The organism is Acinetobacter sp. SwsAc2, from assembly GCF_013391465.1.
Lineage (GTDB): Bacteria > Pseudomonadota > Gammaproteobacteria > Pseudomonadales > Moraxellaceae > Acinetobacter > Acinetobacter johnsonii.
In genome coordinates, this window is sequence record NZ_JACBEZ010000001.1 from 45,214 (window position 1) to 58,455 (window position 13,242).

The following is a 13,242-nucleotide window of genomic DNA, read 5'->3' on the forward strand; positions in this document are numbered from 1 at the left end:
GGTTCAGCACAGTGTACCAGTTGCCTGAATTTATCTTAGACGGAGGTTTTTATGGTAACAGCGAATTTAGCAACCATCGTTGGCTTAAGTTTAGTCGCCGCTGCGTTGATTGCTGTTTTCTTTTCGCCTTATCGTCGCTGGTTGAGTTTTATGGTGGCGGGTATGGTGTTTTGGGGAATATTGGAAGTCATTCGCCTAGGTGTGCAAGCAGTGTTTGAAATGCCGATCACTTATAGCTACTTAACTGCTTTAACTTCAGCGATGCTTATTGTGACGATGTTGCTTCTACGTGAAGATCGTCGCGCAGAACGTGCACTGGCGCAGCGCCGTTGTATTGAACATACACCTGTATATGAAGATGACCAACAGCAGTGTTCTAGCCGCTAAGTCATAACCTCATACCGTAAAAGAAGATGCCTAGAGCATCTTTTTTACGTTCTTACATGATTGTTATACAAAGCCTAGCGGTAAAAATGGCAACTTGTGGTAGCATTGAAAACAGTCAATTTATCAACAATTACAATAGGCTTTCATGTCATGAAACTATCTTCAATTCCTGTGGTTAAACTTCCATTGGTTGATGTCAGCACGGATCCGCTGGATTTAATGGTTACAGGTTTGGCACTTCGTATGAAACAGCTGGCGCGTACCAGTCCAAAATTTATTGAATTAGTTCATGAACGTCAGTTCCGTATTCAAATTGGTACGGATCTGGGTATGGCACGCCAAATTATTGTGAACAATGGTCAGATTGATACCGTTTCAGGTGATGCTGAAAAAGCCGATTTTATTTTACAGTTTGCGGACAGTGAGCAGGGTGTGAAAACTTTAATCAAAGGTGACCCAACCGCATTTATGACGGGCATGCAAAACGGCAGCATTAAAATGGAAGGTGATTTTGGTCTCTTGGTTTGGTTCAACCAAGTTGCAAAATTGGTTCCACCCAAGCTACCAAAGCCTGTGAAAGCAAAAATTAAAGCTGCTCGCGCATTTTTGAAAGAAAAAACCGGTAAGTAAAAAGATTTTTTAAACGTCTCGATGCCGTCTCCTTTATAAAAGGCAGATTGAGAGTGATGAAATCGAAAAAGCCCTCTATCGAGGGCTTTTTTATGTATGGTGTTTTTATTCGACTTCTAAATTGAAAGTCACGGGTCCATCATTGACCAAATGTACTTTCATGTCGGCAGCAAAAATACCTGTTTGCACATGCTCAAACTGGGTCTTGGCATAGTCAACCAGTTGTTCGTATAAAGCCTCGGCATCATTTGGTGGCATGGCTGGTCCAAAGTCAGGGCGTAAGCCCTTTTGGGTTTGTGCCATCAAGGTGAACTGCGAAACCAGAAGAATCCCACCACCGGCTTGGCTGACATTCCAGCCCATTTTGCCTTGTTCGTCGTCAAAAAAACGATACTTTAAAATTTTATCGATCATTTTTTTGCCTTTGTCTAAAGTGTCTTCTTTCCCAAGACCTAAGAAAACCAAGATACCGTGTTGAATTTCACCTGTGGTTTCACCATCGACCACCACTTTGGCTTCGAGAACGCGTTGTAATAAGGCCCGCATGACTGATTCTATCTACCATTTGATTGTGCAGACTGAAATTGTAGCAAAGCTAGTGCAGCACAGGAGAAACATCGATTGAAAAAACAAGGCAATTGCGTTGATATCCATAGCAATGTTTCAGGAAAAGAGCATAGGCCAAGAGCGATGTCAGTAAAGACATCAACATTTGTATTCTGAATCAAGAGAAATAAGAAATGTCCCGAGTAATTGGTCGAATAGCAAGACCGAATTACCAAAACATGGCTATGCAGCTTAAAAAAATGTGCTTTAATGCAATAAGTTGCTAAAAACCGAAAATGATATGTCTGCCATCATCCAATCCTTATTAGATACTGATCTGTACAAATTTACGATGCTACAGGTGGTCCTGCATAAGTTTCCCCAAGCGCATAGTGTGTACCAGTTCCGTTGTCGCAATTTGGATGACACCGTCTATCCTTTGGTCGACATTCTCGATGATTTAAATCACCAATTAGATTTGCTCTGCCAATTACGTTTTCAAGACGATGAGCTGCAATACCTGCGTGGTTTGCGCTTTATCAAAAGTGATTTTGTCGATTATTTAGAGTTGTTTCAGCTCAAACGCCGTTTTATTGTGGCCAGTATCGATCACCAAGGCCGTTTAGACATTCGAATTGAAGGGCCGATGGTTCAAGCCATGATGTTTGAAATCTTTGTGCTTGCCATCGTCAACGAGTTGTATTTCAGCCGTATTCGAACTGATGAGGTGATGGCTGAAGGTGAACGTCGACTACAGGCTAAAGTGGCCTTATTAAAACACTATGAAACATCGCAAACGCCAAATGATCCCCCATTTTTAGTTTCTGATTTTGGTACACGGCGTCGCTATAGTTTGGCGTGGCAAAAACATGTGATTGAAGTGTTTAATCAAGCTGCACCGCATATTTTCCGTGGCACCAGCAATGTCTTAATTGCAAAGCAATTGGGTCTGACCCCGATTGGGACCATGGCACATGAATTCCTACAAGCATTCCAAGCGTTGGATGTACGTTTACGTAATTTCCAAAAATCAGCACTGGAAACCTGGGTACAAGAGTACCGTGGTGATTTAGGTATTGCTTTGACGGATGTGGTGGGGATGGATGCATTCCTGCGTGATTTTGACTTGTACTTTGCCAAATTGTTCGATGGCTTGCGCCATGACAGTGGTGACCCGTATGAATGGGGCGATAAGGCCTATGCCCACTATAAAAAGTTGAAAATTGACAGTAAAACCAAAATGCTAACGTTTAGTGATGGACTCAATTTAGAGAAAGCATGGGATCTGCACAACTATTTCAAAGACCGTTTCCAAGTCAGTTTCGGAATTGGTACCAATTTGACCAATGATATGGGACAAACGCCATTAAATATTGTGCTTAAACTGGTTGAGTGTAATGGCCAGTCGGTTGCGAAAATCTCAGACAGTCCGGGTAAAACCATGACGGATAACGATACTTTTTTGGCGTATTTACGTCAGGTTTTTGAGATTGCTGAAGCAGAAGTCAATTAATCCAGAATATATACCATGCCAGAATCCGTTCTGGCATTGCGCATTAAAAAACTGGTGAATAGTGATATCTCTAATTCTGCTAAAAGAATGCAAAAAATCAGAATAATTGTAAAAATGAGTTGTGCTAAGATCAAAGCATGATCTGAAAATATACGAAATAATATGACACATTCTGCCTTTGATTTTGGCTTGTTGATAGACGCAGAGCAGTTGGTTCCGCATTTAGGGAATGACAAATTACGCATCGTCGATTTAAGTCGTGCTTCAGTCTATGACCAGTTACATATTCCACATGCTTTGCATTTAAAGCCGAAATTTTTGGTGCGCCAAGACGAACAAGCCACCGGTCTACTTCCTGATGTAGAAGGTTTACAGGAACTGATTCGTTATTTGAATATTTCACCCGAACATCATGTGGTGGTTTACGATGATGAAGGTGGCGCTTGGGCAGGGCGTTTGATTTGGAATTTACACTGCTTAGGTTTTGAAAATACCAGTCTGCTGAATGGTGGAATTCATGCATGGCTTGCAGCAGGACTTCCAACCACTTCTGAAGTGGAACAGTTTGAACCTGTCAGCGCCTTGGTACAGGTCGATCAAGCCAAAATACAGCAGTATCGAATTGAATATGCTGAGTTATTAGAGAAAGTTCAAAGCAGCCAAGTCCAACTCTGGGACTGCCGCACAGAAGACGAATATACCGGCCTGCGTCTTGCAGCGCGACGCGGCGGTCACATTCCAAATGCACTACATTTTGAATGGAGTACTGCCCTTAACCGTGAAAATCATTTAAGATTGCACCCTTTAGAACGCACGCAGCAACGCTTAGAACAATTGGGTTTTAACTTAAATGAACCTGTGGTGGTGTACTGTCAGTCACATCACCGTTCAGGACTGGCTTATATTTTAGGTCGTTTATTAGGTTGGAATATTCAGGCGTATGACGGTGCGTGGAGTGAATGGGGCAACCGCCTCGACAGTCCTATCATTACCGGAGAGATGCCGTCTTGAGCCTCACATCACGCTTAAAAAAACAAATTTTCATTCAAGCTCAACGTGTTGTACCCCAACATCAGTTATCACGTGTCGTGGGCAGAGTCGCAGCCAGCGAAAATCCAATTGTGAAAAATGCGGTCATCACTGCGTTTAAAGCGCAGTACGGCATTGATATGTCGATTGCTGAGCAGAGCAATGCACTGAAGTTTAAGTCCTTTAATGAATTCTTTACCCGTGCATTAAAAGAGGGTGTACGTGATATTGATACCGATGCGACCAGTATTGTATCGCCTGCCGATGGTGCGATTTCACAGTTGGGTCCCATTGTGGAAGGTGATATTTTCCAAGCCAAAGGACAAAAATTCACCGTTGATAATTTAATTGCAGATCCGCAGTTGGCTGAACCGTTTAAAAATGGTCAGTTTGCAACGGTGTATTTATCGCCTAAAGATTATCACCGTGTGCATATGCCATTTGCAGGCACATTGACGGAAACCTTATATGTGCCGGGTGAATTGTTCTCGGTCAATCAAACCACTGCTGAAAACATTCCGGGCTTGTTTGCCCGCAATGAACGTATGGTCTGTTTATTTGATACAGAAATCGGCCGTATGGCCGTAGTTCTCGTTGGCGCCATGATTGTGGCGGGGATTGAAACTGTTGCAACAGGAAAAGTGAAACCGACTGGCCGTTTAGAATTAAATCAGCATAACCTGTTCTTGGACAAGGGTGCTGAACTCGGTCGTTTCTACCTAGGCTCAACCGCTGTGGTACTGTTTGAAAAAGACAAAATGACGTGGGATGCAGCCTTTAAAGCCAACTCGACTGTGGTGATGGGTGAAGCGATGGGACATACAGTTTAATCGTTTCAGCTCTCGGTCACCGTCCTTGTTAAACGGACGGTGAGAGACAAAAAAAGCACCGATATCGGTGCTTTTTTCATGCTTTTGAAGAAAGAGCCTTATTCAGGATTATAGGTGCGTTCTTTGGGGAAAATCACTTTAAAAATAGAGCCTTGATTTTCTTTGGATTCAATTTCTAAATGTGCTTGGTGTTGCATTAACACGTGTTTCACAATTGCGAGTCCTAAGCCTGTGCCACCCGTTTGTCGACTGCGCGCGCTGTCAACACGGTAGAAGCGTTCGGTTAAACGGGGTAGGTGCTTAGGATCAATGCCGATACCAGTATCTTCCACAGTAAAATAAGCCTGTTCACCATTGTCATGCCAACCCATGGTCACCGTTCCGCCTTTCGGCGTGTATTTGATGGCATTGGTAATCAGATTACTAAAAGCGCTGGCCAACTCCATATCTGAACCGATTAAGTCACAGTGACTGTCGATATCGAGATTGAGCGTATGCCCATAATCAATATTATAGGCATGTGCATCGTCATAAAGTTGGTTCATTAAGCTAGGCATGTCAATGATTTGATTTTTAGCAATTTGCTTGTCATTTTCTAGGCGTGACAGTAACAACAAATCATTCACCAAGGCATTCATGCGTTTGGCTTGTGCCTGCATTTGGTCAAATGCCCGCTTCCAACGTGGGTTGAGGTCTTCTTGGTCGGTAAAGGTCTCAATATAACCACTGAGTACTGTGAGTGGTGTGCGTAGTTCATGTGAAATGTTATCGACAAAGTCTTTACGCATTTGTTCGAGATTGTGCATGCGGGTCACGTCATAGGCGACCAGTAAGCGACTTTCACCACCAAATCGAGTCATTTTGACTTGAACATAATGTTCATCAAAACTGGATGACTTCATTTTTAAGCCATCTGGTGCAGCATCAATATTATTGTAATAATCCACAAAACTCGGTTGGCGTAATAAAGTCAAAATATTACGGCCACGGTCATTTTGTTCGATGCCTAATAACCGTTCTGCAGCAGGGTTCCACCATTCAATTTGTTGCATGTCATCGATCAGCACCACTGCTTCTTGCAAAGCGACCAAGGATGACTGCGCCCGATCAATCAACCCGACCATTTCCGCTTGTACAATACGTTCTTGGCGCTGTGCACGATAGACATTGAACAATAATGCCCCCCAAATGCCCCCAAGGTTGGGTGGAACTTCGTAGGGACGATTGGAAATCCAGTCATTGACTAAATACAAAGAGCGCATTTGCAGAATAAAAAAAACGGCAAAAGCAATGGAAATACACGTCCAAAAATAACCGACGCCAAAGCCAATCAAGCTTGCAATCAGCAAGAAAAAGGCAAGGAGACGTAAGTCCTGTTTGGCAAAGCCCCATAAACTGCTGTATCGCGTTTTTTTATGCTCGCGTGCGAGTTCAGGGACCGGGTAGGGTTCATACATAAAACAAAATTAACCTAGGGCGATATCCGCACGTGTAGAGAATCGATAGCCTGTACCCCGAACTGTTTGCACAAAGCGATCTGCCGCATAAGGCTCAAGCACTTTACGTAAGCGGCGAATATGCACGTCGATGGTACGGTCTTCAATATACACGTTTCCGCCCCAGACTTGGTCAAGAAGTTGTGCACGGGTGTAGGCACGCTCAGGATGAGTCATGAAGAAGGCCAATAAACGATACTCGGTTGGCCCCATGTCGAGGAAATTATTGCCAAAGCTGACCCGTTGGCTGACAGGGTCTAAGATTAAGCCATTGGCATCAATCGATTTTTCACCACTGAGCGCGTTAGCGCGGCGTAAAACCGCTTTAATACGTGAAACCAATTCGCGGGTCGAAAACGGTTTAGTCATGTAGTCATCTGCACCAGCATCTAGACCTTGCACTTTATGGTCTTCTTCGCCACGTGCCGTGAGCATAATCACTGGAATTTCAGAGAGATTTTCATCGCGCTTGAGACGACGACATAAATCTACACCACTGACACCACCAGGCATCATCCAGTCGAGTAAGATCAAAGCAGGACGCTGATCCACAATCATTTGGTGGGCTTGTTTTGCGTCTTCGGCTTGTAAGCATTGAAAGCCTGCCATATCCAACGAGGTGTGAATCATTTCTCGAATGGGAAGTTCATCATCGACGATTAAAATGTAGTCATCTTTCACAACGCAATATCCTATTGTAGGTAACGGCAGGCCGTTTTAATTTTATGACAGGCTTATTACAAAGATTAATTATGACAGTATCATTGCAAAAAACAGACGATTGATGAAATTTGCAAAAAAATGTGACAAAAAATCGTCATATTGGGATTCAAAATTAATGGAAGTTTAATCTAAATTGCATTCGGAAATGCCGACTGCATCCAAATGAAAAGTCTTAGACATCCAATTTTGCCCGTGTATTCGGGTCTGAAAAAGTTTCTAGAAGTGAAATAAACACAATACGGCTGGAGGTTAAAACTTCTTCAAAGGATTGTTTAAACCCACTGACCACCCAACGGATCGCAATTTGCGTAACATAGCCATTGAGGCCTGTGGCGACCAGCGAAATTTCTCGTTCGGACCGGTTAATTTGCGGCATCATCAGCATGACAAAGGCTTGAATCATCCGGTCAAAACGGGTCATGGTTTCATGAATGGTGGCTTGGTTATGTAATTCTTGGACCAACATCGCATCGATATAAATAATACGCGCCATGCGAGGATTGTCTTTTAAGGTAGTGAGCAGGGCACGCAGTCCTGCATCAATCATTTTGTATGGATCTGAAGAGGCTTGCATGATGGCTTGCATGACATTGTGCTGTAACTCATCGATCAGCTTTAAAAAAATGGTTTGAAACAGCTGCTCACTTTTTTTAAACGACTCATAAAAATAACGTTCAGTAAGTTTGGCTTCATTACAAATATCTTTCACCGTCACGGCAAAAAAGCCGTGAGTACCGTAGGCTTCAATTCCTGCTTCAATGAGTTTTTCACGACGCAGCTGTTTACGTTCAGAAAGCGATAAGCCCTTGAATTGTCTTTCTTTGGTTTTATTGTTATCGCTGTTTTTTTGTACTGGTTCAGATGCCGTCATCAGATTTCATCGCCCTATTTGAAAGCCAAGGTTTTGCATAGTTTAGCAATAAACCATGACTCTACCTATGCGTAGGCTTTAATCTCTAGCTGGTTTTCATGGACTTGACACTTTTGGCTATTAAATTTATGACAATTGATATTGTCAATTATAAAAAAAGCATCTACAGTCGATGTACAAAGATAAAGGACAACCACAATCTCATGAAGAATTTTAAAAATAAAGTTGCGGCAATTACAGGTGCAGGATCGGGTATTGGCCAACAATTGGCACTTTTATTGGCCAAGGCGGGCTGTCATGTGTCATTGAGTGATGTCAATGAACAAGGGTTGGCGAAAACGGTTGAACTGCTGCAAGGCAGCAATGTACGCGTCACCACGAAAAAATTAGACGTCTCAGACCGTTTAGCGATGCAAGCGTGGGCTGAAGAAACCGTACAAAATCATGGTTCTGTGAATATGATTTTTAATAATGCCGGCGTTGCTTTGGGTTCAACCGTAGAAGGTGCATCCTATGAAGAGCTGGAATGGATCGTGGGGATTAATTTCTGGGGTGTGGTCTATGGCACCAAAGAGTTTTTGCCTTATATTAAAAAAATAGGCGATGGGCATATCATCAATATTTCCAGCTTATTTGGTCTAACGGCTCAACCGACTCAGTCTGCTTACAATGCCACTAAGTTTGCAGTGCGTGGCTTTACCGAGTCATTACGCCAAGAGTTAGATATGGAAAACTGTGGCGTGAGCGCATTGTGCGTGCATCCGGGTGGGATTCGAACCAATATTGCCAATGCAGCCAAAGTGAACGATAGCTTGCGTAGTATCGGGATGAACCCTGAGAAGTCTGCACAGACCTTTAATAAATTATTACGCTGTCCACCTGAAGAAGCAGCGCGTCAAATTTTAGAGGCGGTACAAAAAGATAAGCGTCGTTTATTGATTGGCAATGATGCGAAAACGCTAGATTTGATTCAGCGCATCTTACCAACGGGCTACCAAAAAGTGACGGCTTTTGCGACCAAATTAAGCCAAAGAAAGTCTTAATGTCGTGATGTAAAAAAACCCGCTTTGGCGGGTTTTTTATGCTTTATTTTAAAGATCGTCATGATCAAAAATGTGTTCTATCAAGTACTCGCTTAGCTTTAAATGAGCGTTTCAATGGTCTTTTTCTTCCAAACATATTGATAATAAAGCCCTTGCATGATGCATAAGCTGACAAAGGCTAGTGCATAAGCATACCAAATCCCTTGCAGTCCCCACCATTCACTAAATAAGTAGGCACAGGGCACTTCAATCGCAATAATCGCAACGATATTGATGATCATGGGCATGGTGACTGTACCACTGGCCCGCATAATGGAGGCAAAAATGGCACTGGCACCAAAGAATAAAATGGACCACAGCACAATAAATAACAGCTGCTGCCCCAGCTCAACCACCGCATGGTCCGTGATAAAGAGTGCCATGAGGTATTTGGAGAAAAGATAAGCCAAGACCACCAAGGAACCTGTAATGATGATGTTCATGCCGAGCGCGGTACGTGTGACTTTGGCCAACAGCTCAGACTTGCCAGCGCCAATGGCTTGTGCACCAAAAATCGATGCAGCAATGGCAATCGATAGAGCAGGGAATTGAATATAATTCAGGACCTGATTGACCGCGCCATAAGCTGCGGTCGCATCGGCCCCATGGCGGTTGACTAGACCTACAATCACAAGGCCTGCGACGGAGGTGGTGATCATTTGAATGCCTGTTGGAACTCCTAAGCGGAGAATGATTTTACTCAGCTGGCGGTCAAAGCGAATATGACGTAGCAGTTGTGCATCAAGTCGGAGTGGGTGCTGTTTATAGTTCAAATAGAAATACAAAAAGGTCAGCACGGAAACAAAGCCTAAAATGGTCGCAATAGCAGGCGCAACAATCCCCAGTTTTGGAAAGCCGAAATAACCCGCAATCAGAACTGGCGTGACACAAAGCCCAATCAAGATGGTCATGCCAGAAGCAATTAGAGGTGTCGTACTGTCTCCGACACCGCGTAAAATTGAGGTATAAATAATATATACAAACAGTAGGGGACTACCTGCCAACATCCATTGCACATAAGGTAACGAGAGATGCATGACGTCTTCATCGATACCCAAAGCCGATAAAATTGGTCGCGCAAAAATTACCCCTAAAAATGCAATAAAGCTGCCACCAATGAGAGTCATAAAAATAGTGGAGCCGACCACCGCACGGACTTTTTCAATATTCTGTGCGCCCCATGCTTGACCAACCAAGACGGTCGATCCCGCGGATAGTCCAATTACGAAGGCCATTAAGCAAAACAGGATGGGGAAGAACACTGCAACCGCTGCAATCGCCTGCACACCCATCATCTGTCCGACAAAGATGGTATTAATCGTACCCGACAGATTTTGCAGAATATTGGTGGCAATCAAAGGCATCAGGAAAATAAAAAAGGCTTTCCATAGCTTTTGCTGTTGCACCAATGGGGTGTGTGCTGACATAAGTCATCCTGAGGTTCTTTTTATTACATTTCTAAGGCTTACCCTAGCATAGTTCGGTGCTGAAAAGCCGATGTATTTCAGTAAGCGAAGCCTATTCTTGTGCAAAAGCAAAGCTGAAAAAGATTTAAACGCTTTGCAAAATTTCTGCTGCCTGAGCCAAGGTTTGATCGGTCTTAGCAAAGCAAAAACGAATCATGCGCAAAGCCTCTGGCGCCTGCTGATAAAACACCGAAACAGGAATGCCAACAATGCCATGCTGCTCTGCCAGAAAGCGGCAAAATTCAACATCGTTTAAATCGGGACGAATGCGGCTGTAGTCGACATTTTGAAAGTAAGTGCCTTGCGAAGGCAGCCATTGAAAGCGTGAACCAGTTAAACCCTCAATAAAACGATCGCGTTTTGCTTGATAAAAGCCCGCTAAGTTTTGAATATGCTCAGGATGTTGCTGCATATAATTGGCCAAAGCCAGTTGTACAGGGGTCACTCCGCAGAAGTTGGCAAACTGATAGACCTGGCGGAACAGTTGCATCAGCGTAGGTGTAGCAACGCAGTATCCGGTTTTCCAACCGGTCACATGAAAGGTTTTGCCAAAGGAACCCACCACCACACTGCGTTCACGCAGTTCAGGAAAAGACAAAGCCGAATAGTGACGTTGACCATCAAATACCAGATGTTCATAGACTTCATCAGACAGGACTAAAATATTGCTGTCGCGAATCAGTTCAATCAGCGTCAACCAATCTTGCTTGCTCCAAATGGCACCACTCGGGTTATGTGGTGTGTTGATAATGATCAGTTTGGTTTTGGCCGTGATGGCTGATTTGACCTGCTCCCAATCGACCGAAAAATGTGGGGGGTGGAGCGCAATATGAATGGCTTTACCCCCGACCAAAGCCACACTTGGCGCATAGCTGTCATAACTGGGGTCAAAAATGATGACTTCATCATCCGCATGGACTACGGCTTGAATGGTGGCAAAAAGGCCAATGGTTGCGCCCGGAGTGATGGTAATTTCAGTCATCGGGTCGAGCTGAATCTGATCGCGTTGTGCAAATTGCTGCGCCAGTTGCTCGCGTAATAACCAGACTCCATCGCCTGGAGCATACTGATTGAAACCACTTTGAGTTGCCTGTGCTAAAGCATCCAGCAGTTCAGCAGGAGCTTCGAAGTCTGGAAAACCTTGGGATAGATTTAGGGCATTTAAGCGCTGTGCCATGGCAGTCATGGTGCTGAAAATAGTGACGCCTTGTGCAGGCAGTTTAGATGAAGGCAACTGAATCATGAATGCTTAAAAGTGTCTAAATATCAGCCCAAAATAGCATATTCATCCCCTTTTACTTATGCAAATTTTGCATGTAGGGCAGGGGTAAAGTATGCATTTTTGTGGATTGCTTTTATAAGAGCAGTTCAACTGCCGCGCGAATAATCCCCAGTGCTAAGCCAATAAATGCACCGACCACTACACCATTGACCCGAATCATATGCAAGTCGCCACCGACTTCATTTTCGATCTTATCAATCATTACACTGGAGTCCCATTCGTGAATACGTTCACTGATAAAACGAATGACTTTTTCGCTGTATTGGTCACTGAGATTGACCGCAATGCCGCTGAGGCGTTGATTAAGCAAGTCTCTGACGGCTTGATTGGAGATGATGTTTTCCCCGATTTGTTGAATGGATACACGGATGTTGTGAGCAATGCCAGAGTCTGGTTTTTGTAGGTCTTGTTTAATGGCATCACATAAAATGACCACTGCACCGCTAATAAAATTCAGCACTTGTGGGCTATCTAGCAGGGCATCTTTGGTTTGGTTTAAACGCTGGCTGGCTTTACTGTCTGTGTCTGCCAGTTCGAGCATGAGCGCGTGCCCTATCGCTTCAATCTTTTGACGCCACGGATGCTCAGGATCGGCCAACATCGATTCGACTCGTTGAATGAGTGAGTCGATGGTTCTTTGCTGCACATCGATGCCAATCCAACTGGCCCCTTTGGCCAGCTTCCAAACCCCGAGTTCTTTGAACAAGGTTCGGGTCAACTCACGACTTTGTTCAGGATGTTGGGTCATCCAATCATGCGCCAAGTCGAGTCCGCGTTGTAATACATCTTGATGGAAATCATTTTCCAGCACTGCACGCAGCATTTCACTGGCCAAATGATTGACTTGAGTGTTGCGCACCCACTGCACGCTGTTACTTTGAATAAAGCGTCCGATTTGTTCTTGGCCCACAAATTCAAAGACTTTAGGCACCGTTTGTTGAATGACTTGGGTGACTTGCAGATTGTTTTGTGGGTTGGCAAGCCATTGGCCAACCGCCAAAGACAGGTCGGTACTTTGCAGGCTTTTTTCCACCACTTGTGGAGAAAGAAAGTTTTCTTGTACAAAGCGGCCCATAGACTCTGCAATACGGTCTTTGTTACGAGGAATAATTTCGGTGTGATCGCGTAAAAACTTTGGAATTGGCATTTTCCCAAAGGGATTACGGAACAGCACAGTAATGGCATACCAGTCAGCCAAGCCGCCGACTACACCTGCTTCTGCGGATAACATTAAAATATGAATGATCCAGACTTTGTCTGTGGGGACAAACTTGGCAACGACCATCAGCAGCAGCCATGTCACCACTGCCGTGATTAGGGCGATGGTGGCAAAGCGTTTACTGCGTTTCAGACTCGATGGGACGGCTTGAGGTTCATTCATAGGCAG

Annotated in this window: 13 protein-coding genes; 6 read left to right on the plus strand and 7 right to left on the minus strand. The window is 44.1% G+C overall.

Annotation, left to right across the window (positions count from 1 at the left end; all coding sequences use genetic code 11):
- The first annotated feature begins 51 nt into the window (after positions 1-51).
- Entirely contained in the window at positions 52-387 is a 336-nt protein-coding gene (aciT, locus tag HYI04_RS00215; RefSeq protein WP_004691806.1) for a ciprofloxacin tolerance protein AciT, read from the plus strand.
- A 150-nt stretch (positions 388-537) separates the two neighbouring features.
- Positions 538-1,017: an SCP2 sterol-binding domain-containing protein gene (locus HYI04_RS00220; RefSeq protein WP_004691804.1), complete on the plus strand. Its 480-nt coding sequence runs from the start codon at positions 538-540 to the stop codon at positions 1,015-1,017.
- A gap of 105 nt (positions 1,018-1,122) precedes the next feature.
- On the opposite strand, the gene dtd is transcribed toward HYI04_RS00220, so the two are convergent.
- Complete coding sequence (dtd, locus tag HYI04_RS00225) at positions 1,123-1,563, minus strand: D-aminoacyl-tRNA deacylase (RefSeq protein WP_178895732.1); 441 nt, start codon at positions 1,561-1,563, stop codon at positions 1,123-1,125.
- A 301-nt stretch (positions 1,564-1,864) separates the two neighbouring features.
- Here dtd and pncB point away from each other — a divergent pair, with 301 nt between their 5' ends.
- The 3 genes from pncB (at position 1,865) to asd (ending at position 4,935) form a co-directional block, all read left to right on the plus strand.
- Positions 1,865-3,076, plus strand: coding sequence for a nicotinate phosphoribosyltransferase (pncB, locus tag HYI04_RS00230; RefSeq protein ID WP_178895733.1), 1,212 nt, complete (start codon positions 1,865-1,867; stop codon positions 3,074-3,076).
- A gap of 162 nt (positions 3,077-3,238) precedes the next feature.
- Entirely contained in the window at positions 3,239-4,087 is an 849-nt protein-coding gene (locus HYI04_RS00235; protein WP_004691799.1) for a sulfurtransferase, read from the plus strand.
- On the plus strand, positions 4,084-4,935 hold the full coding sequence (gene asd / locus HYI04_RS00240) for an archaetidylserine decarboxylase (RefSeq protein WP_062031857.1): 852 nt from the start codon (positions 4,084-4,086) through the stop codon (positions 4,933-4,935). Before HYI04_RS00235 ends, asd begins: the two co-directional genes overlap by 4 nt.
- Positions 4,936-5,033: 98 nt before the next feature.
- Here asd and phoR read toward each other — a convergent pair whose 3' ends face one another.
- The 3 genes from phoR to HYI04_RS00255 all read right to left on the minus strand — a co-directional run bounded on the left by phoR (position 5,034) and on the right by HYI04_RS00255 (position 8,025).
- Entirely contained in the window at positions 5,034-6,392 is a 1,359-nt protein-coding gene (phoR, locus tag HYI04_RS00245; RefSeq protein ID WP_178895734.1) for a phosphate regulon sensor histidine kinase PhoR, read from the minus strand.
- Positions 6,393-6,401: 9 nt separating this feature from the next.
- Positions 6,402-7,112, minus strand: a complete 711-nt coding sequence (phoB, locus tag HYI04_RS00250; protein WP_004691794.1) for a phosphate regulon transcriptional regulator PhoB — start codon at positions 7,110-7,112, stop codon at positions 6,402-6,404.
- 214 nt (positions 7,113-7,326) lie between these two features.
- Positions 7,327-8,025 carry a TetR/AcrR family transcriptional regulator gene (locus tag HYI04_RS00255; RefSeq protein ID WP_004691792.1) on the minus strand — a complete coding sequence of 233 codons (699 nt, stop codon included), beginning with the start codon at positions 8,023-8,025 and terminating at the stop codon, positions 7,327-7,329.
- Between the two features lie 203 nt (positions 8,026-8,228).
- Between HYI04_RS00255 and HYI04_RS00260 the strand changes: the two genes are divergently transcribed.
- Complete coding sequence (locus HYI04_RS00260; RefSeq protein WP_178895735.1) at positions 8,229-9,068, plus strand: SDR family oxidoreductase; 840 nt, start codon at positions 8,229-8,231, stop codon at positions 9,066-9,068.
- 98 nt (positions 9,069-9,166) lie between these two features.
- On the opposite strand, the gene HYI04_RS00265 is transcribed toward HYI04_RS00260, so the two are convergent.
- The 3 genes from HYI04_RS00265 to HYI04_RS00275 all read right to left on the minus strand — a co-directional run bounded on the left by HYI04_RS00265 (position 9,167) and on the right by HYI04_RS00275 (position 13,236).
- Positions 9,167-10,534 carry an MATE family efflux transporter gene (locus HYI04_RS00265; protein ID WP_178895736.1) on the minus strand — a complete coding sequence of 456 codons (1,368 nt, stop codon included), beginning with the start codon at positions 10,532-10,534 and terminating at the stop codon, positions 9,167-9,169.
- Positions 10,535-10,658: 124 nt separating this feature from the next.
- On the minus strand, positions 10,659-11,816 hold the full coding sequence (locus HYI04_RS00270; RefSeq protein ID WP_178895737.1) for a methionine aminotransferase: 1,158 nt from the start codon (positions 11,814-11,816) through the stop codon (positions 10,659-10,661).
- Positions 11,817-11,928: 112 nt separating this feature from the next.
- Positions 11,929-13,236 carry a DUF445 domain-containing protein gene (locus HYI04_RS00275; RefSeq protein WP_178895738.1) on the minus strand — a complete coding sequence of 436 codons (1,308 nt, stop codon included), beginning with the start codon at positions 13,234-13,236 and terminating at the stop codon, positions 11,929-11,931.
- Positions 13,237-13,242 lie beyond the last annotated feature (6 nt).

Excerpts from the sequence above, each read along its gene's own strand:
- HYI04_RS00260 (WP_178895735.1), top strand. The coding sequence starts at position 8,229 with ATGAAGAATTTTAAAAATAAAGTTGCGGCAATTACAGGTGCAGGATCG.
- HYI04_RS00220 (WP_004691804.1), top strand. The coding sequence starts at position 538 with ATGAAACTATCTTCAATTCCTGTGGTTAAACTTCCATTGGTTGATGTC.
- phoR (WP_178895734.1), bottom strand. The coding sequence starts at position 6,392 with ATGTATGAACCCTACCCGGTCCCTGAACTCGCACGCGAGCATAAAAAA.
- dtd (WP_178895732.1), bottom strand. The coding sequence starts at position 1,563 with ATGCGGGCCTTATTACAACGCGTTCTCGAAGCCAAAGTGGTGGTCGAT.
- aciT (WP_004691806.1), top strand. The coding sequence starts at position 52 with ATGGTAACAGCGAATTTAGCAACCATCGTTGGCTTAAGTTTAGTCGCC.
- HYI04_RS00275 (WP_178895738.1), bottom strand. The coding sequence starts at position 13,236 with ATGAATGAACCTCAAGCCGTCCCATCGAGTCTGAAACGCAGTAAACGC.
- HYI04_RS00270 (WP_178895737.1), bottom strand. The coding sequence starts at position 11,816 with ATGATTCAGTTGCCTTCATCTAAACTGCCTGCACAAGGCGTCACTATT.
- HYI04_RS00265 (WP_178895736.1), bottom strand. The coding sequence starts at position 10,534 with ATGTCAGCACACACCCCATTGGTGCAACAGCAAAAGCTATGGAAAGCC.
- HYI04_RS00235 (WP_004691799.1), top strand. The coding sequence starts at position 3,239 with ATGACACATTCTGCCTTTGATTTTGGCTTGTTGATAGACGCAGAGCAG.
- HYI04_RS00255 (WP_004691792.1), bottom strand. The coding sequence starts at position 8,025 with ATGACGGCATCTGAACCAGTACAAAAAAACAGCGATAACAATAAAACC.
- pncB (WP_178895733.1), top strand. The coding sequence starts at position 1,865 with ATGTCTGCCATCATCCAATCCTTATTAGATACTGATCTGTACAAATTT.